Source organism: Stenotrophomonas sp. ZAC14D1_NAIMI4_1, assembly GCF_003086775.1.
Lineage (GTDB): Bacteria > Pseudomonadota > Gammaproteobacteria > Xanthomonadales > Xanthomonadaceae > Stenotrophomonas.
The window spans coordinates 3492247-3517565 of record NZ_CP026001.1; the positions used below are offsets into that span (position 1 = coordinate 3492247).

Here is a 25319-nt window from a genome sequence, read left to right on the forward strand (position 1 = left end):
CCGCATGTCGTTCCAGGACAAGGTGGCCATCGTCACCGGTGGTGGCCGTGATATCGGCCGTGCCGTCTCGATCAAGCTGGCCGCGGCCGGCGCACGCGTCTGCATCAACTACGCCAACGATGAAGCCAGCGCCAACGAGACACTGGCGCAGATCCAGGCCGCCGGTGGCCAGGCCATCGTGCACCGCGCCGACGTGACCGATGCTGCCGCCGTAGCTGGCCTCGTCGCTGCCACCCAAGCCGCCTTCGGCGAGCGCATCGACCTGCTGGTGAACGTGGCCGGCGGCATGGTGCAGCGCCGTCCGCTGGCCGAGATCGACCCCGCGTTCTTCCACACGGTGATGGACCTCAACCTGACGTCCACCTACCTGACCACCCATGCGGTCGTGCCGCACATGGGCGAAGGCGCAGCCATCGTCAATTTCGCATCGCAGGCCGGCCGCGATGGCGGTGGCCCGGGCGCGTCGATCTACGCCACCGCCAAGGCCGCCGTGATGACCTTCACCCGCGCCATGGCCAAGGAACTGGGGCCGAAGGGCATCCGCGTGAATGCGCTGTGCTGCGGCATGATCGCCACCCGCTTCCATGATGAATTCACCAAGCCGGAAGTGCGCACCGCGGTGGCCGGCAACACCCCGCTGCGCCGCCAGGGCGTGCCGGACGAAGCGGCCGATGCCGCGGTGTTCCTGGCCTCCGACGCAGCGGCATTCATCACCGGTGCGAACCTGGACGTCAACGGCGGCACCTACTTCTCCTGACCTGAGCGGACACCTGCCCATGCAGCGCTGGATCACCCTGCTTTCGCTGGCCATCGGCGCTGCCGTGGCCGCCCCCGTCGCCCAGGCCGCTCCGGTCTGGGTGACCGCCTGGACCGCCTCACCGGCACCGGACCGCAAGGACGGGAAGCCGGAGGCACCCGTACAGTTCGCCGCGCAGACCGTGCGCCAGGACATCCGCGTCGGCAGCCGTGGCGAGGCGTTGCGCCTGCGCATCAGCAACGAGTTGGGTGATGCACCGCTGCGCGTGGAGGACATCCACGTGCGGCTGAAGGATGGCAGGGCGGCGGCCCTGCCGGTCACCGTCGATGGCCGCCGCGCCATCGACGTGCCGGTAGGTGCGGCGCTGCTGAGCGATCCGCTGGCGTTGCCGGTGGCGGCGCTCCAGGAGATCAGCGTGACCGCGTATTTCCCGCAGCCGACCCGGCCCGCGGTGCGACGCACCGTGGTGCGCGTGGTCGATGGCAGGCAGGACGCGGTGGCTGACACGGTGCGCGTCAGCTACCAGCAGAATGTGTTTTCGGCGGTACTGGTGCAGCGTGAGCAGCGGCCATCGGTGATCGTCGCCCTGGGCGATTCGATCACCGAGGGCGCGACGGCCACGCGCGGCTCCTTCAACCAGTGGCCCGAGCGCCTGGCGCAGCGCCTGCAGCAGGCCTGCCCGGACCGCTTCGTGGTGCTCAACCAGGGCATCAGCGGCAACAAGCTGCTGGACCATGGCCGCAGCCACAGCGCGCTGTCACGCCTGGACCGCGACGTGATCGCAGTGGCCGACGCCGACCAGGTCATCCTGTTCGAAGGCATCAATGACATCCGCCACGGCGGCGGGGCGCAACCGCTGCCCGGGCGCAACGCCCCGGACATGCTGATGGGCTACCAGCAGGTGGCTGCGCGCCTGCATGCGCATGGCATCCGCGCCTACCTGGGCACGCTGACGCCGTTCGGTGGCTCGGAGCGTTATGAACCGGTTTCCGCCACGACCCGCGCCTCGATCAACCAGTGGGCGCGCGGCAAGGACAGCGGCTTCGATGGCGTGGTCGATTTCGATGCCGCCCTGCGCGATCCGAAGCAGCCGGAATCGCTGCCGGCCAACATCACCCGCGACCACCTGCACCCGAACGATGAAGGCTACCGCCGCATGGCCGAAGCGATCGACCTGGAGATGCTGGGGTGCAAGGCCCCGCGCTGACGTGGGTTGGTAGAGTCGAGCTTGCTCGACTGCCTCTGCCAAAGGCAGCCGAGCATGGCTCGGCTCTACAGAAGATCGAAAGCAGTCGAGCAAGCTCGACTCTACGGAAAATCAAAAGCAGCCGAGCATGGCTCGGCTCTACAACGGGCGAACTCAACAAGGCGCATGATGTAGTCGGTCATCGCCCCGGAGCACGTGCATGTCCCGCTTCGCCAGCTTCCGCGAGTTCTACCCGTTCTACCTGGACGAACACCGCCATCCGGTCTCGCGACGCCTGCACTTCATCGGCAGTTGTGGCGTACTGCTGCTGGTGGCCGCAGCGCTGCTGCGCGGCCAGCCGATGCTGCTGCTCGCGGCACTGGCATGCGGCTATGGGTTCGCCTGGGTCGGCCATTTCTTCTTCGAGAAGAACCGCCCGGCTACCTTCCGCCACCCGCTGTACTCGTTCGTCGGCGACTGGGTGATGTTCGCCGACATCCTGCGCGGCCGGATCAAGTGGTGACCCGTTTTTGTAGCAGAGCCAGCCGAGCATGGGCTCGGCTCTACAGAGAAGCAGGCGCCGCCATCACACCGGCTGGCGCGGCCCGAACATGATCACCGCCATGCCCGCCAGGCACAGTGCGGCGCCCAGCAGGTCCCAGCGGCTGGGGCGGATGCCATCGACCAGCCACAGCCAGAACAGCGCGGTGCCGATGTAGACGCCGCCGTAGGCGGCATACACGCGGCCGCTGGCGGTGGGGTGCAGGGTCAGCAGCCAGGCAAACAGGGCCAGGCTGGCCGCCGCCGGCAGCAGCAGCCACACGCTGCCACCCTTGCGCAGCCACAGCCACGGCAGGTAGCAGCCGACGATCTCCGCCAGCGCGGTCAGCAGGAACAGGGCGAGGGTCTTCACGCCTTCTCCGCCGCCTTGGCGTGCTGCCACAGCGCTTCCTGTGCATCCAGGTCCATCCCCGCCAATGCACCGCCCTGCACTTCTGCCTGCGCTTCCATTGCCCGGAAGCGCCGCTCGAACTTGTGGTTGGCACCGCGCAGGGCCGCGCCCAGGTCGAGGTCGGCATGGCGGGCCAGGTTGGCGCAGACGAACAGCAGGTCGCCCAGTTCTTCCTGCAGCCGCGCCTTGTTGCCGGCGACGTCGCCGCGCTCGAATTCCTCGCGCAGTTCCTGCAGTTCCTCGGCAGCCTTGTCCAGCACCGGCCGCGGACCGGGCCAGTCGAAGCCGACCTTGGCCGCGCGCGACTGCAGCTTCACCGCACGCTGCCATTCGGGCAGTCCACGCGAGATGCCGGCCAGCGCCGAGGTGTCCTGGTCGCCCTTGGCGGCACGCTCGGCGCGCTTGATCGCGTCCCAGTTGCGCATCACGCCATCGGCATCGTCCACGCTGGCATCGGCGAACACGTGCGGATGGCGGCGCTGCATCTTGTCGCTGATCACGCGCGCCACGTCGGCGAAGGCGAACGCGCCCTGCTCCTCGGCCATGCGCGCATGGAACACCACCTGCAGCAGCAGGTCGCCCAGTTCGTCGCAGAGGTCGTCCAGGTCGCCACGATCGATCGCATCGGCGACCTCGTAGGCTTCCTCGATGGTGTACGGGGCGATGGTGGCGAAGTCCTGCTCCAGGTCCCAGGGGCAACCGCCCTGCGGATCGCGCAGGCGCGCCATGATCGCCAGCAGGCGCTCCAGTTCGTTGCTGGCGGCACTGCCGGCGGTGGGGGTGTCGCTCATGCGGGCTCCAGGGTCAGTCGGACAGCCAGTCCCGCCACGGCAGGCTGGTGTCGCCAAGGGCGATGAAATCGCCGTTCAACAGGGTGCTGCGGCGGTTGTAGCGGAACGGCTTGCCGCTGCTGGCCGAGAGCACCGCACCCCCGGCAGCGTGCAGCACGCACTGGCCGGCGGCGGTGTCCCATTCGGAGGTCGGGCCCAGCCGCGGGTACACGTCCAGGCCGCCCTCGGCGATGCGGCAGAACTTCAGCGATGAACCCTGCGCCACCGTTTCGATGTCGCCCATGCGCTCGAGCAGGGCGATGGTTTCCGGCGAGCGGTGCGAGCGGCTGGCGGCCACCCGCAGCGGCGCGGTGGCCGGCGTGCGGGTGCGCAGCACGCTGTCGTGCAGGCCCTGGCGGCGGTAAGCCAGCTCGCCGCGCATGGCGTGCCAGACGATGCCGGTGACCGGCGCCTGGACCACGCCGAAGGCCGGCGCGCCCTGGTAGATCAGCGCGATGTTGACGCTGAATTCGCCGTTGCGCTTGACGAATTCGCGGGTGCCATCCAGCGGGTCGACCAGCCAGTAGGCGCCCCAGTGCTGGCGCTGTTCCCACGGCACCATTGCCGATTCCTCGGACAGGATCGGCAGGTCCGGGGTCAGCTGGCGCAGGCCCTGCTGGATGACCCGGTCGGCGGCGAGATCGGCGGCGGTGACCGGACTGTCGTCGGCTTTCAGGGTGACATCGAAGCCGTCGCTGTAGACCTGCATGATCGCCTGCCCCGCTTCCTGGGCAATGGCGATCGTGGTTTCGCGCAGCTCGGTGGTCAGCTTGATCATCGGCGCCCCTGCAGCCACTGGCGCGCGATGAACAGCGCGGCCAGCGAGCGCCCTTCGGAGAAGTCCTCGCGCAGCATCAGCTGGTCCAGGTCGGCCAGCTTCCACGGCACCACCTCCAGCTCTTCCGGCTCGTCGCCGGCCAGCTTTTCCGGGTAGAGGTCGCGCGCCACCACCAGCCACGACTGGTGGCTCATGTAGGTCGGTGCCAGGGTCATCGCGCGCAGCACGTCGACGCGGCGGGCGCCATAGCCGGCCTCTTCCTTGAGTTCGCGGTCGGCGGCCTGCTCGGGCGTTTCGCCGGCATCGATGCGGCCCTTGACCAGGCCCAGCTCGTAGCGGTGCACGCCGGCAGCGTATTCACGCACCAGCAGGACGGTCTCCTCATCCAGCATCGGCACCACCACCACCGCGCCATGGCCACGGCTGACCAGGCGCTCGAAACGGCGGTGTTCACCGTTGGAGAACTCCAGGTCCAGGTGCTGGCGCTGGAAGGGGCCGTTCTCCTCGTCGGTGATCCGGTGGATGATCGGCAGGCGACGGCCGCTGCGGTCGTCGTTCATGCGGAATCTCCGCGGCGGCCGGCGCGTGCGCCGGGGCCGATAGAATGTGCAGGCAGCAACATGTTCATGAGCCCGAAATGCTAGCAGACCCAACCCCCTCCCCGCTGGCCCGGCAGTGGCAGCAACGCGACCTGCAGGTGCTGTGGCACCCGTGCACGCAGATGCGCGAGCATCCGGACACGCTGCCGCTGGTGCCGATCGCGCGTGGCCAGGGCGCCTGGCTGATCGACCACGACGGCAACCGCTACCTGGATGCGGTCAGCAGCTGGTGGACGAATCTGTTCGGCCATGCCGAACCGCGCATCGGCGCGGCCATCGCCGCCCAGGCTGGGCAGCTGGAACAGGTGATGCTGGCCGGGTTCAGCCATGAACCGGCGATCATCCTGGCCGAACGCCTGCTGGCGCTGGCGCCGCGCCAGCCCGGCCGCGCGCCGCTGGCCAAGGTCTTCTACGCCGACAACGGCTCGGCCGGGGTGGAAGTGGCGCTGAAGATGGCGTTCCAGTACTTCCAGAACCGCGGCGAGACCCGGCGTACACGCTTCATCGCGCTGGAGAACGGCTACCACGGCGAGACCCTGGGCGCGCTGGCGCTGGGCGACATCCCGCTGTACCGCCGCGTGTACGCGCCGCTGCTGGCCGAGGGCCTGTTCGCGCCCTCCCCCGATGCCTACCTGGCCGAGCCGGGCCAGAGCGCGGCCGACCGTGCGCGACAGGCCGCCGATGGCCTGGCCACGCTGTTCGACCAGCACCCCGGCGAGGTCTGCGCGGTGATCCTGGAGCCGCGCCTGCAATGCGCCGGCGGCATGCGCATGCACGACCCGGTCTACCTGCAGCGCGTGCGCGAGCTGTGTGACGCGCACGGCGCATTCATGATCGCCGACGAGATCGCCACCGGCTTCGGCCGCACCGGCACGCTGTTCGCCTGTGAACAGGCCGGGGTGATGCCCGACCTGATGTGCCTGTCCAAGGGCCTGACCGGGGGCTTCCTGCCCCTGGCCGCGGTGCTGGCCACGCAGGCGCTGTACGACGCCTTCCTGGATGAGTCGCGCGAACGCGCCTTCCTGCATTCGCACAGCTACACCGGCAACCCGCTGGCCTGTGCGGCGGCACTGGCCACGCTGGACATCTTCCGCGACGACGATGTGATCGCCCGCAACCGTGGCACCGCCGCGGTGATGGCCACGCTGGCCGCGCCCTTCGCCGACCACCCGCACGTGGCCGATGTGCGCCAGGCCGGCATGGTGGTGGCCTTCGAACTGTCGCGCGACGGCAACCGGCGCACGCCGTTCAACCCGGCGCTGCGGCTTGGCCTGCACGCCTACAAGGCCGCGCTGAAGCGCGGCGTGGTACTGCGCCCGCTGGGCGACGTGCTGTACTGGATGCCACCTTACTGCGTGGATGACGAACAACTGGAGCTGCTGGCACATACCACGCTGGCAGCCATCGACGAGGCGATTGCATGCGCGTGACCCGCTGCCCCATCGACCTGGCGCTGCACAGCGGCCAGACCGTGACCCTGCCGGAAGAGACGGCCAACCACCTGGTGCGGGTGATGCGCCTGCGCGAAGGCGATGCCTGCGTGCTGTTCAATGGTGATGGCCACGATTACAGCGCCACCCTGACCGTGGCCGGCAAGCGCGAGGTGCAGGTACGCATCGACGCGGTGCAGGCCGTGGACAACGAATCGCCGCTGGTGATCACCCTGCTGCAGGGCATCGCCCGTGGCGAGAAGATGGACCTGATCCTGCAGAAGGCCACCGAGCTGGGCGTGGGCGCCATCGTGCCGGTGAATGCCGAGCGCACCGAGGTGAAGCTGGATGCGGCGCGTGCGGAAAAGCGCGTGGCGCACTGGAACAACGTGGTGACCTCGGCGTGCGGCCAGTCCGGGCGTGCGCGCATTCCGCAGGTGGGCCCACCGCTGTCGCTGGCCCAGGCAGCGGCGGCGCTGCCGGCCGATACGCTGCGGTTGACGCTGGACCCGCAGGGCGCGCACCGGCTGTCGACGCTGCAGGCCGCGCCGTCCGGTGGCATCGTCATTGCGATCGGTCCGGAAGGTGGCTGGTCGCCGCGTGATCGCGACCAGCTGGCGGCGGCCGGTTTCCAGGGGCTGCAGCTGGGCCCGCGCATCCTGCGCACCGAAACCGCCGGCCTGGCTGCGATTGCAGCGCTGCAGGCACGGCTGGGGGATCTGGGGTAAGGCCAACGCCTACGGGGTGCCGACCAAGGTCGGCATCTACCGAAGCGCGGGCAGCGCGGTAGTGCCGGCCGCTGGCCGGCATCCACGCAATGATGAGGTTGCCGGCCAGCGGCCGGCACTACCGTCTGGTGGTCAGGCGGCCAGCGAATCCAGCGCGGATTCCAGCGCGTCCAGGTTCGGCAGCAGCGCGCTGCGTTCACCCAGCAGCACGCGCATGTGCACGATGTCCGGCAGGGTTTCTTCCGAAGCGTCGGCCAGCAGGCCGTCACGCGGCACGGCAATCAGCTGCGGGAAGTTCTGCGTCAGCAGCGCGTAGTACGGGCGCTGTGCGTTGCCGCTAAGAGCCTTCAGCACCACCACCTTGTTGTGGCCGCCCACCACTTCATCGCCCAGGCCGGACAGGCGGGCGAAGGACAGCAGCGGCACCTGCCAGCCGTGCCAGGCGATCTGCCCGACCAGCCAGCGCGGTGCGTCGGCCACCGGTTCGACCGGCACGCGCGACATCATTTCGGCCACCGTGGCATTGGGCAGCAGCACGCGTTCGCCACCGGACTGGATCAGGACGCCACGGATTTCATCGTTGCTTGCGTAGCTCATGGCGTCTCTCCGTTGTCCTCGTCCACGCCCCAGCGCGCGGCGATGGCCTGCGCCAGTTCCTGCGGTTCGCCGGCGACCATGCCGGCAGCCACCACGGCGGTCGCCGCGGCGGGGTCATAGCAGCCTTCACCCACCTGCCCGGCCACCCAGGCACCGGCGGCGGCCAGGTCCAGCGCCGGGCCGACATGGGCCAGGTCGGCACCACTGAGCAGGATCAGGGCACTGTGTTCGGCCGGCAGGCCGGCAATCGATACACCCAGCGGATCGGTCTGGAAATGCAGGCCATCGGCGGCGGCACGCACACCAATGTCGTCGGACAGGATGTGGACTTCGCCCGGCGTTGCGCGCTGGCCGGCTTCGGCCAGCTGCACCGGCAGCGGCGAAACCCTCGCCATCTGCTTGACCAGGTTGCCGTAGCGGCCACCGTCCAGGCGCATGTGCACCAGCACCGGCACGGCCAGCCCGGTCGGCAGCGCGCCCAGCAGGCGGCGCAGCGCATCGGGACCGCCAATGCCGGCCAGCACCAGCAGCGAGCCGGCGCGCGCGCCGGCCGGCAGGCCGGCATCCAGGTCGACCAGGCTCAGGTGGCCGGTCTCGAAGGACGGCACTGCGGGCGGCTCGTTGCGCGCGGGCGCGGCGGCGGGCGCATCGGCAGCCTCGTCCACGAGCGACCAGGCAGTGTGATCGAAGGACACCGGCGGCGGCACGGGGGCGTCGGCAGCGGGTGCCTCGGCTGCATCAGCGGCCGGCTCCGGCGGCAGCGCCTGCAGGGCCGCCAGGTGCTGTTCCAGCGACACCGGCTCGGCAAACGTGGGCGACGGCGTCGGCGGTGCGTACAGGCTGTCGGCGGGCACATCGCCGGCCCAGTCCTGGGCCTGCTCCATGTGCGCGTGCAGTACCTCGTCCTTCGGCGGCACCGGCGGCGGCGAAGGCCGGCCCGGTTCCAGCTGCAGGCTGGGTTCGTCTTCGGCGCCCGGCGGCAGCACCTGCTGGTGGCCGTGCAGCTTGGCCGACAGGTGGCGGCCCCAGCGCTGCGCTTCCCAGCCATCGCGGCGCGCGGCCAGTTCGGCCTCGTCGAACACCAGGGTCAGGCCCGGTGCCGACAATGCCGGCTCCAGGCGCTCCAGCGCGTCTTCGATGGCCGCTTCCAGGGCGATCACCACGAACTGCGGATGGGCATCGGCCAGCGCCTGCGGCTCCAGCGTGACCGGATCATCTTCCAGCACGATCTGCACATCGGCATGGGCCAGCGCTTCGCGCAGGCGCTCGCGTGCTGCGCCCGGGCGGGCCAGCAGGGCAACGGCCGGAACCGGATTGACGTCACTCACGGACACGGGCGATCCCCAGCAGGTCATACACGTTGCGCATCAGGTCCAGCTCCTGGTACGGCTTGCCCAGGTAGCGCTGCACGCCGATCTCGAAGGCGCGCTGGCGATGCTTGTCGCCGCTGCGCGAGGTGATCATCACGATCGGCACGTCCTTGTAGCGCGGGTCGGCGCGCATCGCGGTGGCCAGCTCGTACCCGTCCATGCGCGGCATTTCGATGTCCAGCAGCATCAGGTCGGGCACGCGTTCTTCCAGCTGCTCCAGTGCTTCGACACCGTCGCGGGCGACGCTGACCTCGAAGTTGTGGCGCTCCAGGATGCGGCCGGTGACCTTGCGCATGGTCAGCGAATCGTCGACCACCATCACCAGCGGTACCTGGCGGTCCTGGCGCGGTGCGTTTTCCTGCACCGGCGCGATCGGGTTGGCAAGGTAACGGCGCACCAGCGGTGCCACGTCGAGGATGACCACCACGCGGCCATCGCCGGTGATGGTGGCACCGTAGATGCCGGGCACCGACGCGATCTGCAGGCCGACCGGCTTCACCACGATTTCGCGGTTGCCGAGCACCTGGTCGATCGCCACGGCGGCACGCAGGTCGCCGGCGCGGACCAGCAGCAGCGGCACCTGGTCCTGGCCGTCGGCGCGCGCCGGGGCCTGCCCGACCAGGCTGCCCAGGTCGTACAGCGGATAGTCTTCGCCGCTGTAGCGGTAGCTGCTGTCGGCGGCTTCGAACCGCTCGCGCGACAGGCGGCCGATACCACTGACCGACGCCACCGGCACGGCAAAGGTGGTTTCGCCGATCTGCACGAACACGGCCTGGGTGACGGCCAGGGTCTGCGGCAGGCGCAGGGTGAAGCGCACGCCCTGGCCACGCACCGACTGGATGTCGACCGAGCCGCCGAGCTGGCGCACTTCGTTGCGCACCACGTCCATGCCCACGCCACGGCCAGCCAGCTGGCTGACCTGGTCGGCGGTGGTGAAACCGGAGGCAAAGATCAGGTTGTCCAGTTCCTGCTCGTTCGGCGCCGCGTCGGCGGCCAGCAGGCCACGGTCGATGGCACGGCGGCGGATCGCCTCGCGGTCCAGGCCGGCACCGTCATCGGCCACTTCCAGCACGATTTCCGAGCCTTCGCGGTGCAGGCGGATGGCGATCTCGCCTTCTTCCGGCTTGCCGGCGGCGCGACGCTGTTCCGGTGCTTCCAGGCCATGGGCCACCGAGTTGCGCAGCATGTGCTCCAGCGGCGCGACCATGCGGTCCAGGACGTTGCGGTCCAGTTCGCCGTGGGTACCTTCCAGGGTCAGGTGGACCTGCTTGCTGGTGTCCATGCCCGCCTGGCGGACGACACGGCGCAGGCGCGGCACCAGGCCGTCGAACGGCACCATGCGCGCACGCATCAGGCCGTCCTGCAGTTCCGAGCTGACGCGCGACTGCTGCTGCAGCAGGGAGTCGTACTGGCGCGACAGATCGTCCAGCACGCCCTGCAGGCCACCCAAGTCGGCTGCGGACTCGTTCAGCGCGCGGCTGAGCTGCTGCAGGGTGGAGAAGCGGTCCAGTTCGAGCGGATCGAACTTCTGGTCGGCCTGGTCCTGCTCGCGCTGGTAGCGGGCGACGATCTGCGCTTCGGTTTCCAGATCGAGGCGGCGCAGCTGGTCGCGCAGTCGCGCATTGGTGCGCTCCAGTTCGCCCATGGCGCCACGGAAGGCACCCAGCTGCTGCTCCAGGCGCGAGCGGTAGATCGCCACTTCACCGGCATGGTTGACCAGGCGGTCGAGCAGGTCGGCGCGCACGCGCACCTGTTCCTGCTGCGGGCGGGCCAGCGGATCTTCGTCCGGCGTGCCTTCCACCGGCAGCGGTGCCGACAGCGGTGCGTCGGCCAGGGCCAGCGGCGCGGTGGCAACCGGTGCCTCGACGGTCTCCTCGGCGATGCCTGCGCTGGTGCTGGCGGCAACGGCGGCGTCGCTGCGGGTACGGGCCTCGAAGGCCTCCACCAGATCCTGCGCCGGCTCGACGATGCGGTGGTCGCCGGTGCGGGTGAGCAGCTGGTGCAGGCGGTCGAAGCCCCGCTCCAGCAGCTGCACGTCGCGGCGCTCGATCTCGGTGCGGCCGGCGGCCACGGCTTCCAGCAGCGATTCGATGCTGTGGCCGAGGTCGCCGATGGCATTGATGCCGGCCATGCGTGCACCGCCCTTGAGCGTGTGCAGGTCGCGCTGCAGCCCGGCCACCACTTCGCGGTCCTGCGGTGCATCGCGCAGCTCGCTGATCAGCCCATCGCAGTGGTCGAGCAGGTCCTTGCCTTCCTCGACGAAGATGTCGACCAGCTCGCGGTCATAGATGCTGAAGTCGAGCTGTTCGGCGTCGGCTTCGACGGCTTCCACGGCTTCGACGGCCTCAGCTTCCACAGCGGCCACTTCAGGCGCGTGCACGACGGCATCCTGGCTGTGACCCGGTGCCTCTTCCATCTCGAACAGGCGCACCGGCGCGGCGGCATCGGCCACGGCATCGTTCGACACGTCGTCATTCACCGTCGCCGGGGACGGCAGGTCGGCGCTCTCTCCTTCACCGACCGCCGCCTCCCCGCCGACGTCCGCATCCTCGGCAAAGGCTTCCGCCTCGCCCGGCGCGAGTTCGCTGGCCTGCAGGCCGAGCACCGGCCACTGGCCATCCTCGTCCTGCGCCTGTTCTTCCTCGATCACGTGCAGGCCGGCGTCGAGCGCGGCTTCCAGCGAGACCGGTTCTGCGAAGCCCGGCACAGCCATTTCATCCTGAAGGCTGGATGCGTCGCTGTCGAGCGCCAGGGCCTCGATGTCTTCATCGGCATATTCGATGACCGGCGCCTGCATCGGAGCTTCCGAGGCAATTGCGTCATTCTCCGCCGCAACCTCGGCGTCTTCCGGATCCCGGTCGTCCACAGGCAGCGCGCTGGCGTCCAGGTAGGGCGACAGATCGTCGACGGCAGTGAGACCGGCGGCATCGACGTCGATCGCCACCGGCGCGACATCCACCGCGTCCTGCGCGGTTTCGATGGTTTCGGGGGTCTCTACGGTGCCTGCCTCGCCGGTCGCCGTCGGCAGCGTTGCGGCCGCCTCCGGCATCGACGGCCAGCCGGCGTCGTAGTAGCGCGACAGGTCTTCGCCACCGGTCAGTTCGGCGGCAGCCAGGCCGATGTCCGGTGCGGTGTCGGTGTCGGTGTCGGTGTCGGTGTCGACAACAGCCTCGGCCACGGCCGCTGCGTCCGGTTCATCCGCCAGCGCCAGTCCGGTGATTTCAGCGGGCGCCTCGATCGGTGCTTCGACCGCTTCGGCTTCGGGTTCGACCGGCGTTTCGTCGGCGATGACTTCGGCTTCGGCTTCGATGGGCGTTTCGACAGCGGCGACGTCGGCTTCGATCCCGTCCAGCTCGTCGTCGTCCAGGTCCAGGCCGACCATCGGCCAGCGTGCTTCCGGCAGCTCAGCGGCCAGCGCCTGCAGGCGCTGCGCCAGCTCGGCCTGCGGTGCGATGCGCGGCTGTTCAACCTGCAGCGCTTCCATGGTCGCGCTGATCGCCTGCGCGGTCGCCTGCAACGCACCCAGCGCCTCGGCACCCGGCACGACCTCGGCGGCCAGCGCACGCTTGATGTAGGACTCGGCAGCACCGGTGACGGCGGTGATCTCCGGCACTTCGGTCATCGCGAAGGCGCCGTTCATGGTGTGCACGGCGCGCAGCAGCGCATCGTTCACCGGCTGCTCGGCCTGCTGTGCCGACTGCAGCCACTGCTGCAGCGTTGCCAGGTGGACGTCCACCTCGGCTTCCAGGATCTCGCGCAGCACGCTGTCGATGTTGGCCGGCGTACCGACCGGCTCGGCCACGGACTCGGCGGCAAGCGCATCGACCTCGGCCGGCACGGCCGGCTGCGGTGCAGCGGCAGCCGGCAGCGGCACGTAGAAGGTTTCCTCACCTGCGGCAACGCGATCGGCAATGGCCTGCATTGCCTGCAGATCGACGGTGACGCGCTGGCCATCGCGCAGCGCGGCGTTCAGCTGCGGCAGCGCGGCGTTGGCGTGGTCGACCATCGCCAGCACGGCCGGGGTGGCTGCACGCTTGCCCTCGAGCACGCGGTTGAGCATGCCCTCGATCTTCCAGGCGAATTCGCCCAGGGTGCGGGCGCCGACCAGGCGGCCACTGCCCTTGAGGGTGTGGAAAACGCGACGGATCGGGCGCAGCCGGTCCATGTTGTCCGGCTGCATGCGCCAGGCCGGCAGCAGCGCACCGAGATTGCCCATCTCGTCGTCGAACTCTTCCAGGAACACCTCGCGGATGTCCTGGTCGATGTTCTCGGCGTCATCGTCGAAACCGGCCTCGAAACCGGCCGCTTCGACGGCCTCGGCGGCGACGTCGGCAACCGGTGCGGCCGGTGCGGCCTGCGGGTCGAATTCGGCGGCCGCGGCGCTCAGTTCAGCGAAGAACTGCGCGTCGGCCTCGCTGAAATCGATCGGCGCAATGGTATCGACGTCGACCAGGGACACGGTCGCGGCAGGTGCCGCAACGGTCGCCAGGCCCTCGTCCGCGCCGGTCTCGGCGGCGGACAGGGCTTCGATCATTTCGACCGGCGCAGCCTCGGCATCGACGTCGGCCATGTCGATGTGCTCGACCGGCTCGATCGTCGCGGCAGGCGCCGGTGCTTCGACCGGCGCAGCCTCGACGGCGTCGACGAACTCGACCACCGGCTGCGGCGCGTCCAGTTCCTCGTCCAGCGACAGCGTTTCCATCGCCTGCAGCGACAGCACGTCATCAGCGTTGTCCAGGGCGCTGTTGTCGAAGTGGAACACCACATCGTCCAGCATCGCCGGGGCGTCATGCTCGGCGGCCACCGGGTCGAACGCCGGGGCAGCGGAAAGCTCCAGCGAAGCGCCCGTGGCGGCTTCGTCCAGCGCGGCAACGCCGAAGTCCTCGACGCTGTCTTCCAGCACCAGCGCGTCGCCCTCATCGGCCTGTGCATCGGCCACCTCGGACAGCGACCACTGCGGGGCCGCCTGCACGTGCTCGGCGCCCACCGGGTCGAAGCTGACCGGATCGAAGCTGTTGAAGGTCGGCGCGCGCTCATCGGCGGCAGGCGCAGGCTCGTGGCTGCCCAGTTCCCACTGCGGCACGCTCGGTGCCGGCGCAGTGGAAGCGGCGAACAACAACGACGCCGGTTCAGCCTGTTCCGGGGTGGCGGCAGTGTCCTGCCCGCCCAGCGCACCGAACATCAGGCTGTTGTCGGCCACCGGCGCAGCAGGCAGCGGATCGAAGGTGAAGTCCGGCAGCGACGGCGGGACCTCGCCCGGCGCCGGTGCGGCAGGCTGCACGTCGATCTCCACCGGATCCAGCTGCAGCGGCGCGGCGGCCACTGCCACCCCTTCGCGCACGATGGGCTGCACCGCGTCGGCCTCGGTGCTGGCGCTGGCGCGCTCGGGCAGCGGCCAGTAGCGCAGGGTTTCCAGGCTGCTGCGGGTGATGTCGAGAATGTCTTCGCGACCCGGGCGGCGGTCACGCAGCGCTTCCAGGTAGTACTCCAGGCTGGCCATGGCATCGGCCAGCGTGTCCAGCTGGCGGCCACTGGGCACGCGCTGGCGACCGATCAGTTCGGCCTCGATGTACTGCTGCACGCCACGCAGGTAGTCGGCGGCGGTGCCCAGATCGAGCATGCGCAGCGCACCGGACACATCGCCCAGCAGGCGCGGCACGTCCTGCAGTTCGGCATGGTTCCAGCTGGTTTCGATGAAGGCGACGAAATGCTCGCGGGCGGCGGCGAAATTGGCGATCGCCTCGTGCGCCAGCACTTCCACCGTGCGCCGGTTCTCCACCGCGCTCGGGTCATCCTCGCCACTGCCACCGGCGCCCAGATGGGCGACCTGGTCGTCCAGCGACGCGTCGACATAGAGCAGTGCGCCGGCAATATCCAGCAGCATGTCCTCGTCGATCTGCTGGCGGCCTTCGACCACGGCCAGCAACGCATCGCGCTGCTGCGCGACCACGCTGCGGGCAGCGCCCAGGCCCATCATGCCCAGCGTATCGCCGACGGCGCCCAGCTTGGTCACCTGTTCCTGCAGCTGCTGCGGCGCACCGCCGGTGCGCAGGTGCAGGTCCAGGGCATCCTTGACCTGCAGCAGTTCTTCCTTGACCGCGCTGCCAACGGTGTCGAGCAGCTCGCGGTTGCGCCCGCTCAGGCTGCCACGGGCGTGGTCCAGCTCGGCTTCGGTGGCGCTGACGCTGTCCGGTGCAAAGGCGAACAGCACGCTGTCATTGACGCCTTCCTCGCCACGCGCGGCGCGGATCTCGTTCAGCAGCGGCATCAGCACGATGGGAATATCGCGGTGGCCGTTCTGCAGGCGTTCCAGGTAATCGGGCAGCAGCACGCTGCCGCGCATCAGCGTGGCGCAGGCATCGTCGCGGTCGGCCACGCGGCCTTCGCCGACGGCCACGGCCAGCTGTTCCAGTTCCTCGGCCACCATCGCCGGGGCATACAGCTCGACCATGCGCAGGGTGCCCTGCACCTGGTGCAGGTAGCCGGCGCAGATGCGCATGCGGCTGCCGTCAGCCGGGTCCTCGGCGAAGTACTCGACCTCGTGGCGCACCTGGCGCAGGGTCTCGTCCAGCTCCGGCTTGACCCAGCCCAGCGCTGCATGGCTCATCGCATCGCGCAGGCTGCTCATGGACGCGCTCCGGTCGCCGCCGCGCGGAGGCCGCGCGCATTCTGGCGTGGGAAATGGAAATGCTTCATCGAATGATTCCTTGCTCGCCGCCCTGCCCGCGTCACGCCGGCAGCTTGAAGTCGGCGACCGAACGACGCAGGTCGGCCGCCAACTGCGCCAGGTGGCCGATCGACTCGGCGGTCTGACCGGCACCCTGCGAGGTCTGGCCGGTGATCTGGCGGATCACGCCCATCGTGCGGGTGATGTCCGAGGCCGCCGCGGACTGCTGCTGGGCGGCGATGGAGATGTTCTTGATGAGGGTATTGAGGGCGTTGGACACGCGCTCGATCTCGGTCAGTGCAGTACCGGCGTCCTCGGCCAGGCGCGCGCCGGACACCACTTCGGCGGTGGTCTGTTCCATCGAGGTGACCGCTTCGTTGGTATCGGCCTGAATGGCCTGGACCAGGTTTTCGATGCGTCGGGTCGCACCCGAGGTACGTTCTGCCAGGCGCTGCACTTCGTCGGCCACGACCGCGAAACCGCGACCGGCTTCACCGGCCGATGCGGCCTGCACGGCGGCGTTCAACGCCAGGATGTTGGTCTGCTCGGAAATGTCGTTGATCAGTTCCACGATCGAGCCGATCTCCTGCGAGGACTCGCCCAGGCGCTTGATGCGCTTGGAGGTTTCCTGGATCTGGTCGCGGATCTGGTCCATGCCCTGGATGGTTTCGCGCACCACGCCGGCACCCTCGGCGGCGATGACCACCGAGCGCTGTGCCACATCGGCCGACTCGGCCGAGTTGCGCGACACCTGTTCGATGCTCGCTGCGATTTCGCCGATGCGGTCCGAGGCCGAGGTGATCTGGTTGGCCTGGTGGCCGGCGGCCTCCGCCAGCTGCATCGCGGTGGCCTGGGTTTCCTGGGTGGACACGGCGACCTTGGCCGAGGTGTCGTTGATGGTGGTCACCAGGTGGCGCAGTTCGTCCACGGCGTAGTTGATCGCGTCTGCGATCGCGCCGGTCATGTCCTCGGTCACCGAGGCCTTCACCGTCAGGTCGCCCTCACCCAGCGAGGAGATTTCGTCCAGCAGCCGCATGATCGCCTGCTGGTTGCGGCTGTTGAATTCCACCTGGGTCTGGTAACGCAGTTCCTGCTCGCGCGAACGGCTGCGCACGCTGGTGGAGACGAAGCCGATGATCGCGATCAGCGACAGCGCACCGGACACCACGCCGATCCAGAAGTTCGGGAACAGGCGGGTATCGGACACCGAGCCGAACGAGGAGAACGCTTCGAACAGCTTGCGGCTGTCGTCCAGCATGCGCGCGGAGCCCTGGCCCAGCGCGTTGGCTGCCGACTGCGCGGCAAACAGCTGGCGCGAGCTCGCCAGGATCGCGTCGGCGTCCTGCTTCATCGCTTCCCACTTCTGCTGCGACTGTTCCAGCGCGGCCACGGCGCCGGCACCGCGCACAGCGGTGATGCCGAGGTCTTCGTTGCCGTTGCGCAGGCCATCGAGCACCTGCGAGAACACGGTGATGTCGCGGGCCAGCGCGTCGCCCGAAGCGGCCGCGGCGGTGCCGCCGGCGCGCATTTCGGTCACGCGGCGGGCCATCGAACCGGCCACCACGACCTGCTGCAGGGCGCTGTACACCTGCGATGCCGGGGCACCGGAGGCGGACATCGCGCGCACCAGCTCGTTCAGCTGGGCCTGCAGGCCCGGCACGGCGCCGGTGAAGTTGTTGGCGTTGCCGGCCAGCGCCAGCACCGCCGGCTCGCTGGCCACCAGCTGGCCGGCCTGCTTGCCCAGCGGCGTCCAGGTATCGGACAGGCGGGTGATCGCCTTGGACACGCCCGGCTCGTTGCCGTAGCGGCCCTGCAGCGTGGACACGTTCTGCTCGATGGCGTTGCGGGTGGCCTTGAAGGCGGTGAACGACTGCGCGTTGCCGCCCACGGCGTCACGGCCCTGGTTGGCCAGCTGCTGCGAGAGCACCTGCAGGTCGGCCGCCTTGGAACCGGCGTCGGCCAGGCGGCTGCCCTGCCAGGTGGATACGCCGGTGTTCACACCGAACAGGATCATCGACAGGGCCAGCAGGGCCAGCCAGAGGTTGCTGCCGCCCAGCCGCAGCTTGCCGGTCTTGGGGGCGTCCGAAGCAGTACTCATCGTTCAACCTCGATCTTCAATGCAGGGGGCGTTGCCCGGCCTCAGGCCGCGGCTTGCCGGAATTCAGGGGTGCGCGACAGCAACGAGAGCGAGAACACGCCCCAGTCGTAGCCATCGGCATGGAAGGCGCGATCGACGAAGTGACCGTAGCGGCCTTCGGCCAGGGTGCCGGCCTGGACCTGCTGGCCCAGTTCGAAACTGCGCTGGCCGAACAGCTCGTCGATGGTCAGGGCGACGTCGCCGCCGGCCTGGCGCATGATCAGCACGCGCTGGCCTTCCTGCTGCACGGTGCGCGTGCCTTCCAGGAAATACTTCAGGTCGACCACCGGGAACAGGTTGCCGCGCAGGTTGCCCACGCCCAGCAGCCAGGGCTGCGCGCAGGGCACCGGGGTCACCGGCGGCATCGGCACGATTTCCACCACTTCGCGGAAATCGGATACCAGCCGGCGCTGTCCCACGCGGAAACCGACGCCACGCCAGAGGTCCTCGGCGAACTGCCGCCCGGGCAGCTGCACCGCATGGGACAGGCTGCGCCGTTCATAGGCTTCAAGAATGTCGAAGGGCGAACGCATCAGGCCACCAGTTCGTTGATGCGCGCGATCAGGTCTTCCTCGCGCGGCGGCTTGACGATGTAATCGGCCGCGCCCTGGCGCAGGCCCCATGCCTTGTCGGTCTCCATCGCCTTGGTGCTGACGATGATTACCGGAATGTGCTTGATCGCCGCGTCGCGGGCCATCGCACGGGTGGCCTGGAACCCGCTCATGCCGGGCAGGACCACGTCCATCAGCACCAGCTGCGGAACCTGGTCACGCACCAGCTGCAGGCCATCCTCGGCGTTGTCCGCTTCCAGCACCTCGTGGCCGGCACGGCGCAGCCACTGGGTGAACACCGCGCGGTCGGTCGGTGAATCCTCGATCAGGACGATACGAGCCATTGTGCCTTTCCCCCCTGGTCAGGCGTTGACGTATGTGCGGATGGCACCCAGCAGTTCTTCACGCGTGAAAGGCTTGGTCAGGTACTGTTCCGAGCCGACGATGCGCCCGCGGGCCTTGTCGAACAGGCCGTCCTTGGAGGACAGCATGATCACCGGCGTCGCCTTGAACAGCTGGTTGCCCTTGATCAGCGCGCAGGTCTGATACCCGTCGAGACGGGGCATCATGATGTCCACGAAGATGATCTGTGGCTGCTGGTCGGCGATCTTGGCCAGGGCCTCGAAGCCATCGGTCGCGGTCACTACTTCGCAGCCTTCGCGCTTCAGCAGTGTTTCCGCAGTCCTGCGGATGGTCTTCGAGTCATCGATGACCATCACCCGGAGTCCTGCGAGCTCCCCGCCCGCAGTCGTGTTTTCAGTCATTGCCTTTCCCCAAGCGCGCGACCCTTCTGTGCTGGGGGCCGCTACGAAGGCGTATCTATATCGCACTTCCGGCGCCCGCTTCAAGCCACGCCCACGGCGCTTGGGTCGGCGGCTGGCTGAACGTGACCCGTTTGGCAATGACTGCGCAGGCGGCAGGACGGACGCAGCGTTGCACTGCCCCGGGCAGGCACGCGGGGGGCGTTGCCGCTACCATCAACGCCTCGCCTGAAAGGTGCACCCATGCCGTTGAACGTCATCGTGGTGATGGACCCCATCGCCCACATCAAGATCGCCAAGGACACCACGTTCGCCATGCTGCTGGAAGCCCAGCGCCGCGGCCACGCCCTGCATTACGTGCGGCCGGGCGGCCTGGCGCTGGAAGGCGGCGTGGCCGTGGCCCAGACCGCCCCGCTGCAGGTGCGCGACGACCCCGCCGGCTGGTACGAGCTTGGCGCATTCAGCCGCACCGTGTTCGGCCCCGGCCAGATCGTGCTGATGCGCAAGGACCCGCCGGTTGATGCCGAATACGTCTATGACACCCAGGTGCTGGACGTGGCCGCCGCTGCCGGCGCCTGCGTGGTCAACAACCCGCAGGGCCTGCGCGACTACAACGAGAAGCTGGCCGCCCTGCTGTTCCCGCAGTGCTGCCCGCCGACCCTGGTCAGCCGCGACGCCAAGGCGCTGAAGGCCTTCGCCCTGGAACACGGCCAGGCCGTGCTGAAGCCGCTGGACGGCATGGGCGGTCGCTCCATCTTCCGCAGCGGCCAGGGCGATCCGAACCTGAATGTGATCCTGGAAACCCTGACCGACGGCGGCCGCAAGCTGGCGCTGGCCCAGAAGTTCATCCCCGACATCACCGCCGGCGACAAGCGCATCCTGCTGGTCGACGGTGAACCGGTGGACTACTGCCTGGCGCGCATCCCGCAGGGTGACGAGTTCCGCGGCAACCTGGCCGCCGGTGGCCGCGGCGAAGGCCGCCCGCTCAGCGAGCGTGACCGCTGGATCGCCGCCCAGGTCGGGCCGGAGATGAAGCGCCGCGGCATGCGCTTCGTCGGCCTGGACGTGATCGGCGATTACCTGACCGAAGTGAACGTGACCAGCCCGACCTGCGTGCGCGAACTGGACGCGCAGTACGGCCTGAACATCGCCGGCACCCTGTTTGACGCGATCGAGGCCGGCCTGCGCTGATGGACGCCGCACCCGCTGTGCTGGCCCCGCCGCCGCGCGAAGCGCAGCGGCTGGGGGCCACCCTTGCCCTGTCGGTCATCGTCCACGCCCTGCTGATCCTGGGCGTGGGCTTTGCCGTGAAGGGCGAGGCGCCGCTGGTGCCGACGCTGGAAGTGATCTTCAGCCAGACACGCACGGCGCTGACGCCCAAGCAGGCGGATTTCCTGGCGGCGGCCAGCCAGGAAGGCGGCGGCGAGCATGACCGTGCGCAGCGCCCGCGTGACAACCAGACCGGCATCGTGCCGCAGGCCCAGGCCGGGCTGAGCCCGGTGCCGCAGCAACAGCAGTCGGCCGCGCCGGTGCCGCCACCGCAGGCGCGGGTGGTCAGCAGCCGCAATGGCGAGGACACCGTGGCGCAGGCGCAGGCCCGCCCCACCCCGCTGGAGCCGACCCCGGACGCGGCGCAGACCGCGCGCGAGCAGCGTGATGCGGAAATGGCCCGGCTCGCCGCCGAGGTGCACCTGCGCTCGGCGCAGTACGCCAAGCGCCCGAACCGCAAGTTCGTCTCGGCCAGCACGCGCGAATACGCCTATGCCAACTACCTGCGCGCGTGGGTGGACCGCGCCGAGCAGGTGGGCAACCTGAACTACCCGGACGAAGCGCGCCAGCGCCGGCTGGGCGGCCAGGTGGTGATCAGCGTGGGGGTGCGCCGCGATGGCAGCGTGGAAAGCAGCCGCATCCTGAAATCCAGTGGTACACCGTTGCTGGATGAGGCGGCCTTGCGGGTGATCAGGCTGGCGCAGCCGTTCCCGGCGCTGCCGAAGACGGATGATGGCGTGGATATCCTGCAGGTGACCCGGACGTGGGTGTTCCTGCCGGGTGGCGAACTGCGCGACGACCGGTAGGTTTTCTGTTGCCCGGGCCTGCGGCCCGGGACCCGCAGAGGCAACGGCCAAAGCTACTGCGAGAGCGAGAGCGGCGGTTGGACTGTTGGCTTGGCGGGGCGGTGTGGGCTTGCAGGACACGCCGTAAACCCGTCCATGGGGGCTCGTAGGCGCCATCCATGGCGCCTGCGGTCCTGCAAGCCCACACCGCCCCACCCCTGACAGATCGCGGCGCCTCCCGCTTTTGGTAGGTGTCGACCTTGGTCGACACACATCCACGCAACGCGTGGATGCTTTTGATTTTGACTTTTCTTTTTTTGATTTTCCGTGGCGGACGCGCACGGAAACTGTCAGAGGTCGGGCGGGTGGGTTGCGCAGGGGCGCAGGCGCCATGGATGGCGCCTACGAGCTTACATGGGTGAGGCCGCTTTGCTCGCGAAGCACTGCTTCGCAAGCGCCCGAACGCCCAGCCGCCAGCGGCTGGGCCGGGCCCCGGAGGGGTACTTGCAGCGTCCCCTGCGCAGCCCACCCGCCCGGCCAGGCGCGGGTGTTGCATTCCGCGACCAACCACCCGCCACGAGGGGCTCAGCCGTTGGCTTTCGCCTTCGCCTCGCGGGCGGCCTGCTGCTCGACCAGGGTCAGCGCGACGTTGTCACGCAGATAGGCCGGCTCGACCTTCTCCGCCGCCATGCCTTCGCCACGGGCGAACGCGGGCACTGCCAGCGCCAGCACGTCCGATGCGCGAGGCAATGCTGCTGCATCGAAGCCACGCAGGCCTGCGCCCAGCTGTGCCACCAGCGCGCCCTCGGCCGCGCCGAAACCGGTGCCGACACCGTAGGCCTGCAGTCCGTCCGGCAGCGCCACCGCCGCCGGTGCGCAGACACGCTCGGCATCGCGCGCCACCGGCAGGCCGTCCACGCGCTCGAAGCGCGCGACGTACAACTCGCCCATCCGCGCATCGATCGCCGACAGGATCTGGTCTTCTTCCGCCGGCGCACGCAGCGCCAGCACCTGCAGCGTCGATACCGGCAGCAGCGGCCGGTCCAGCGCCAGCGCGATGCCCTGCGCGATCGCGATTGCCAGGCGCACGCCGGTGAACGCGCCGGGGCCCCGACTGAGCGCGATGCCATCCAGCTGGCGGCGGCTGATGCCGGCTTCAGCCAGCAGCGCCTCGGCCCACGGCAGGCTCAGTTCGGCATGGCGGCGCGGGGCGATCTCGAAGCGCTCCAGCACCTGCCCATCGACATGCAGGGCAACGGAACAGGCTTCGGTGGCGGTTTCAAAGGCGAGCAGTTTCATCGGATCGGATCAGGACGCATCGGGTCAGAACAGGGGGAACGTGGCACCGGGGGCCGGCTCCGGACCCGGCGCGGGGGCCGGGGCGGTCGGGGCGGCGGCGTCCTCGGCCACGGGCGACCATTGTGGCGCAAAGAAGGCCTGCACATCGGCCAGCGCGCGGGTGCGGCGGAACGGCGGCAGGGAATCGAGGAACACCCGGCCATAGCCACGGTTGAGCAGGCGCGGGTCGCACAGCACCAGCACGCCGCGATCGGTCTCGCTGCGGATCAGCCGGCCCACGCCCTGCTTGAGGGCGATCACCGCCTGCGGCAACTGCTCGTCGCGGAACGGATTGCCGCCCTGGCTGCGGATCGCCTCCAGCCGTGCTTCATAGACCGGGTCATCCGGCGCGGCGAACGGCAGTTTGTCGATCACCACCACGCTCAGCGCCTCGCCCACCACGTCCACGCCTTCGCGGAAGCTGGCCGAACCGAGCAGCACGCCGTTGCCGGAATCGCGGAAGCGCTGCAGCAACGTGGCGCGCGGCGCCTCGCCCTGCACGAACAACGGCCACGGCCCATCGCGCAGTGCCTCGGCCGCCTCGCGCAGCGCACGGTGCGAGGCAAACAGCAGGAATGCCCTGCCCTGCGAGGCCTGCAGCACCGGCCGCAGGGCCTGGATGAGCGCCGTGCCGAAGCCGCGCGCCGCCGGATCGGGCAGGCCTTCCGGCAGGTAGCACAGCGCCTGCTCGGGCCAGTTGAACGGACTCGGCTGGACCAGCGTGTGCGGATCATCCAGGCCCAGGCGGGTGGTGATGTGCTCGAAGCCCCCGCCCACGGTCAGCGTGGCCGAGGTGAAGATCCAGGCGGCGCGGCTGCGCTCGCGGTGCTCGCGCAGCGGCCCGGACACATCCATCGGCGTGCGCTGGCAGCGGAAACCGCGCGGCGTGAGTTCGTACCAGAGCACGTCGGCGGCACTCGCCAGCTCAGCCGGGTCGGTGTCGAAATCCAGGGTGGGTTCGTCGTCGCCCAGCCAGCGCGCCAGCCGCGAAACGGCTTCGCGTGCACGGGCGTGGCAGGCATCAAGGCCGGCGGCGGCTTCGCGCAGCGGCTGCAGCGCCTGTTCCAGCGCCACCAGGCAGCTCATCGCCATGTCGAAGCCCTCGCGTACCTGCGGCATCGCCAGCGCGCGCCACTGCGTGCCACGCGATGGCAGCCCTTCCATCGCCAGGCGCAGCGCCAGCAGCGCCTGCTGCAGCTGGTCGACGGGTTCCTGCAGCGCCGACTGCGCCCCGCCCACGCCACGCGCCTCGGCCAGGCAATCGCGGCCCAGTTCCTGCCATGGGCGCATGCCGAAGCCTTCGCCGAAGAACTGCGCGGCCAGTTCGGGCAACTGGTGTGCCTCGTCGATGACAAACGCCTGCGCACCCGGCAGCAGTTCGCCGAAGCCATCCTGTTTCAGGGCCAGGTCGGCCAGCAGCAGGTGGTGGTTGACCACCACCACGTCGGCCGCCTGCGCGCGTTGCCGCGCGTGCACGACAAAGCAGTCGTCCCAGAACGGGCAGTCGGTGCCCAGGCAGTTGTCGACGGTGGAGGTCACCATGGGCAGCAGCGGCGAATCGTCGGCCAGTCCATCCAGCTCGGCGATGTCACCGAACTGGGAGCGACCGGACCAGGCGAGGATGCGCTGGAACTGCGCGGCCTGTTCGGGGCTGGAAAAGCGCGGTTCGCCCCGTGCCTGCTGCAACCGGTAGCGGCACAGGTAGTTGGCGCGGCCCTTCAGCAGCGCGCTGCGCAGGCCGACGCCCAGCGCCTGGCGCACGCGCGGCAGGTCGCGATGGTAGAGCTGGTCCTGCAGCGCACGGGTGCCGGTGGAGATGATGGTGCGCAGGCCGGACAGCAGCACCGGCACCAGGTAGGCGAAGGTCTTGCCGGTACCGGTGCCGGCCTCGGCCAGCAGCAGATCGCGCTGCTGCAGCGCATCGGCGATGGCCTCGGTCAGGCGCAGCTGCGCGGGACGCGGGACGAAGGCATCCAGGTGCGAGGCGAGCGCGCCGCCTTCGCTGAGCGCTTCGCGGCTGGCATGGACGAGGTCGGACATCAGACAGGAAGGATACCCGGCCGGGCGCTGCCCGGCACCCGTTTCAAGCCAGGGCGTAGGCAGAGGCAACAGCAACAGCAGTGTTCATGGCTCTGGATTGCTGCGTACTGGGCGAGGCGGGAGGGACAGGCAGGACACGCCGTAAACCCGTCCATGGGGGCTCGATGGCGCCATCCATGGCGCCAACGGTCCTGCCTGCCCCTCCCGCCCCACCCTCGACAGTTTCCCGGCGACGGATGGACCTGCTTCGTAGCGTCGAGCTTGCTCGACTGGCATCTGGAAGCGGTGATGGAACGGGAAGAAGAGAACGAGTGCGCGCAGCGCGCGACCCGCTTTTGAATTGTTTTTTTTCTTTTCCGTGGCTGGACGCACACGGAAACTGTCAGAGGCCGGGCGGGTGGGCTGCGCAGGGGCGTGAGCCGCATGGATGCGGCGACCGAGCTTACATGGACGTACTTGCAGCGCCCCCTGCGCAGCCCACCCGCCCGGCCCACCTCGCAAGGCCAGTCGACTAACAGTCGACTCTACCGACCGACCAGCCACG

General features: G+C 69.4%; 20 protein-coding genes. 7 read left to right on the forward strand and 13 right to left on the reverse strand.

Annotated elements, in window-relative coordinates; translation table 11 throughout:
* The first annotated feature begins 4 nt into the window (after positions 1 to 4).
* The 3 genes from C1927_RS16050 (at position 5) to C1927_RS16060 (ending at position 2466) form a co-directional block, all read left to right on the forward strand.
* Positions 5 to 757: a glucose 1-dehydrogenase gene (locus C1927_RS16050; RefSeq protein ID WP_079222850.1), complete on the forward strand. Its 753-nt coding sequence runs from the start codon at positions 5 to 7 to the stop codon at positions 755 to 757.
* Positions 758 to 776: 19 nt separating this feature from the next.
* Complete coding sequence (locus tag C1927_RS16055) at positions 777 to 1964, forward strand: GDSL-type esterase/lipase family protein (RefSeq protein WP_108747210.1); 1188 nt, start codon at positions 777 to 779, stop codon at positions 1962 to 1964.
* A gap of 199 nt (positions 1965 to 2163) precedes the next feature.
* Positions 2164 to 2466: a DUF962 domain-containing protein gene (locus tag C1927_RS16060; protein WP_108747211.1), complete on the forward strand. Its 303-nt coding sequence runs from the start codon at positions 2164 to 2166 to the stop codon at positions 2464 to 2466.
* 63 nt (positions 2467 to 2529) lie between these two features.
* Here C1927_RS16060 and C1927_RS16065 read toward each other — a convergent pair whose 3' ends face one another.
* From C1927_RS16065 to nudE, 4 genes are read right to left on the reverse strand one after another with little or no spacing between them, the layout of a single operon-like run.
* On the reverse strand, positions 2530 to 2856 hold the full coding sequence (locus C1927_RS16065; protein WP_079222853.1) for a YnfA family protein: 327 nt from the start codon (positions 2854 to 2856) through the stop codon (positions 2530 to 2532).
* Positions 2853 to 3686 (reverse strand): nucleoside triphosphate pyrophosphohydrolase, encoded by an 834-nt coding sequence (gene mazG / locus C1927_RS16070; protein WP_108747212.1) that lies wholly within the window; start codon positions 3684 to 3686, stop codon positions 2853 to 2855. Before mazG ends, C1927_RS16065 begins: the two co-directional genes overlap by 4 nt.
* Positions 3687 to 3699: 13 nt before the next feature.
* Positions 3700 to 4503 (reverse strand): 3'(2'),5'-bisphosphate nucleotidase CysQ, encoded by an 804-nt coding sequence (gene cysQ / locus C1927_RS16075; protein ID WP_108747213.1) that lies wholly within the window; start codon positions 4501 to 4503, stop codon positions 3700 to 3702.
* A complete protein-coding gene (gene nudE / locus C1927_RS16080; protein WP_079222856.1) occupies positions 4500 to 5063 on the reverse strand; it encodes an ADP compounds hydrolase NudE in 564 nt (187 codons plus the stop codon). Before nudE ends, cysQ begins: the two co-directional genes overlap by 4 nt.
* 77 nt (positions 5064 to 5140) lie before the next feature.
* Between nudE and bioA the strand changes: the two genes are divergently transcribed.
* Together bioA and C1927_RS16090 are read left to right on the forward strand one after the other, a co-directional pair.
* Positions 5141 to 6532 carry an adenosylmethionine--8-amino-7-oxononanoate transaminase gene (bioA, locus tag C1927_RS16085; RefSeq protein WP_216821155.1) on the forward strand — a complete coding sequence of 464 codons (1392 nt, stop codon included), beginning with the start codon at positions 5141 to 5143 and terminating at the stop codon, positions 6530 to 6532.
* Positions 6523 to 7260: a 16S rRNA (uracil(1498)-N(3))-methyltransferase gene (locus C1927_RS16090; protein ID WP_079222858.1), complete on the forward strand. Its 738-nt coding sequence runs from the start codon at positions 6523 to 6525 to the stop codon at positions 7258 to 7260. The genes bioA and C1927_RS16090 overlap by 10 nt, the downstream gene beginning before the upstream one ends.
* 132 nt (positions 7261 to 7392) lie before the next feature.
* Here C1927_RS16090 and C1927_RS16095 read toward each other — a convergent pair whose 3' ends face one another.
* The 7 genes from C1927_RS16095 to pilG form a co-directional block, all read right to left on the reverse strand.
* Entirely contained in the window at positions 7393 to 7857 is a 465-nt protein-coding gene (locus tag C1927_RS16095; protein WP_079222859.1) for a chemotaxis protein CheW, read from the reverse strand.
* Positions 7854 to 9191, reverse strand: coding sequence for a chemotaxis protein CheB (locus tag C1927_RS16100; RefSeq protein ID WP_079225344.1), 1338 nt, complete (start codon positions 9189 to 9191; stop codon positions 7854 to 7856). Before C1927_RS16100 ends, C1927_RS16095 begins: the two co-directional genes overlap by 4 nt.
* A complete protein-coding gene (locus C1927_RS16105; RefSeq protein ID WP_108747215.1) occupies positions 9178 to 15855 on the reverse strand; it encodes an Hpt domain-containing protein in 6678 nt (2225 codons plus the stop codon). The genes C1927_RS16100 and C1927_RS16105 overlap by 14 nt, the downstream gene beginning before the upstream one ends.
* Positions 15856 to 15955: 100 nt before the next feature.
* Complete coding sequence (locus C1927_RS16110; RefSeq protein WP_079222861.1) at positions 15956 to 17992, reverse strand: methyl-accepting chemotaxis protein; 2037 nt, start codon at positions 17990 to 17992, stop codon at positions 15956 to 15958.
* 41 nt (positions 17993 to 18033) lie between these two features.
* Positions 18034 to 18564: a chemotaxis protein CheW gene (locus C1927_RS16115; RefSeq protein ID WP_079222862.1), complete on the reverse strand. Its 531-nt coding sequence runs from the start codon at positions 18562 to 18564 to the stop codon at positions 18034 to 18036.
* Positions 18564 to 18926 (reverse strand): response regulator, encoded by a 363-nt coding sequence (locus C1927_RS16120; RefSeq protein ID WP_079222863.1) that lies wholly within the window; start codon positions 18924 to 18926, stop codon positions 18564 to 18566. Before C1927_RS16120 ends, C1927_RS16115 begins: the two co-directional genes overlap by 1 nt.
* A gap of 18 nt (positions 18927 to 18944) precedes the next feature.
* Positions 18945 to 19346 carry a twitching motility response regulator PilG gene (pilG, locus tag C1927_RS16125; RefSeq protein ID WP_005418455.1) on the reverse strand — a complete coding sequence of 134 codons (402 nt, stop codon included), beginning with the start codon at positions 19344 to 19346 and terminating at the stop codon, positions 18945 to 18947.
* Positions 19347 to 19586: 240 nt separating this feature from the next.
* Here pilG and gshB point away from each other — a divergent pair, with 240 nt between their 5' ends.
* Both gshB and C1927_RS16135 read left to right on the forward strand, forming a co-directional pair.
* Entirely contained in the window at positions 19587 to 20534 is a 948-nt protein-coding gene (gene gshB, locus C1927_RS16130; RefSeq protein WP_079222864.1) for a glutathione synthase, read from the forward strand.
* Positions 20534 to 21418 (forward strand): energy transducer TonB, encoded by an 885-nt coding sequence (locus C1927_RS16135; protein ID WP_079222865.1) that lies wholly within the window; start codon positions 20534 to 20536, stop codon positions 21416 to 21418. Before gshB ends, C1927_RS16135 begins: the two co-directional genes overlap by 1 nt.
* A 564-nt stretch (positions 21419 to 21982) precedes the next feature.
* Here C1927_RS16135 and tsaB read toward each other — a convergent pair.
* Both tsaB and C1927_RS16145 read right to left on the reverse strand, forming a co-directional pair.
* Positions 21983 to 22696 (reverse strand): tRNA (adenosine(37)-N6)-threonylcarbamoyltransferase complex dimerization subunit type 1 TsaB, encoded by a 714-nt coding sequence (tsaB, locus tag C1927_RS16140; protein ID WP_079222866.1) that lies wholly within the window; start codon positions 22694 to 22696, stop codon positions 21983 to 21985.
* A gap of 24 nt (positions 22697 to 22720) precedes the next feature.
* On the reverse strand, positions 22721 to 24775 hold the full coding sequence (locus tag C1927_RS16145) for an ATP-dependent DNA helicase (protein WP_079222867.1): 2055 nt from the start codon (positions 24773 to 24775) through the stop codon (positions 22721 to 22723).
* Positions 24776 to 25319 lie beyond the last annotated feature (544 nt).

Bases quoted from the DNA above. Each gene is read 5' to 3' on its own strand.
- pilG (WP_005418455.1), bottom strand. From the start codon at position 19,346: ATGACTGAAAACACGACTGCGGGCGGGGAGCTCGCAGGACTCCGGGTG.
- nudE (WP_079222856.1), bottom strand. From the start codon at position 5,063: ATGAACGACGACCGCAGCGGCCGTCGCCTGCCGATCATCCACCGGATC.
- C1927_RS16145 (WP_079222867.1), bottom strand. From the start codon at position 24,775: ATGTCCGACCTCGTCCATGCCAGCCGCGAAGCGCTCAGCGAAGGCGGC.
- C1927_RS16090 (WP_079222858.1), top strand. From the start codon at position 6,523: ATGCGCGTGACCCGCTGCCCCATCGACCTGGCGCTGCACAGCGGCCAG.
- C1927_RS16050 (WP_079222850.1), top strand. From the start codon at position 5: ATGTCGTTCCAGGACAAGGTGGCCATCGTCACCGGTGGTGGCCGTGAT.
- C1927_RS16105 (WP_108747215.1), bottom strand. From the start codon at position 15,855: ATGAGCAGCCTGCGCGATGCGATGAGCCATGCAGCGCTGGGCTGGGTC.
- C1927_RS16135 (WP_079222865.1), top strand. From the start codon at position 20,534: ATGGACGCCGCACCCGCTGTGCTGGCCCCGCCGCCGCGCGAAGCGCAG.
- cysQ (WP_108747213.1), bottom strand. From the start codon at position 4,503: ATGATCAAGCTGACCACCGAGCTGCGCGAAACCACGATCGCCATTGCC.
- C1927_RS16060 (WP_108747211.1), top strand. From the start codon at position 2,164: ATGTCCCGCTTCGCCAGCTTCCGCGAGTTCTACCCGTTCTACCTGGAC.
- C1927_RS16120 (WP_079222863.1), bottom strand. From the start codon at position 18,926: ATGGCTCGTATCGTCCTGATCGAGGATTCACCGACCGACCGCGCGGTG.
- C1927_RS16055 (WP_108747210.1), top strand. From the start codon at position 777: ATGCAGCGCTGGATCACCCTGCTTTCGCTGGCCATCGGCGCTGCCGTG.
- mazG (WP_108747212.1), bottom strand. From the start codon at position 3,686: ATGAGCGACACCCCCACCGCCGGCAGTGCCGCCAGCAACGAACTGGAG.
- gshB (WP_079222864.1), top strand. From the start codon at position 19,587: ATGCCGTTGAACGTCATCGTGGTGATGGACCCCATCGCCCACATCAAG.
- C1927_RS16110 (WP_079222861.1), bottom strand. From the start codon at position 17,992: ATGAGTACTGCTTCGGACGCCCCCAAGACCGGCAAGCTGCGGCTGGGC.
- bioA (WP_216821155.1), top strand. From the start codon at position 5,141: ATGCTAGCAGACCCAACCCCCTCCCCGCTGGCCCGGCAGTGGCAGCAA.
- tsaB (WP_079222866.1), bottom strand. From the start codon at position 22,696: ATGAAACTGCTCGCCTTTGAAACCGCCACCGAAGCCTGTTCCGTTGCC.
- C1927_RS16115 (WP_079222862.1), bottom strand. From the start codon at position 18,564: ATGCGTTCGCCCTTCGACATTCTTGAAGCCTATGAACGGCGCAGCCTG.
- C1927_RS16095 (WP_079222859.1), bottom strand. From the start codon at position 7,857: ATGAGCTACGCAAGCAACGATGAAATCCGTGGCGTCCTGATCCAGTCC.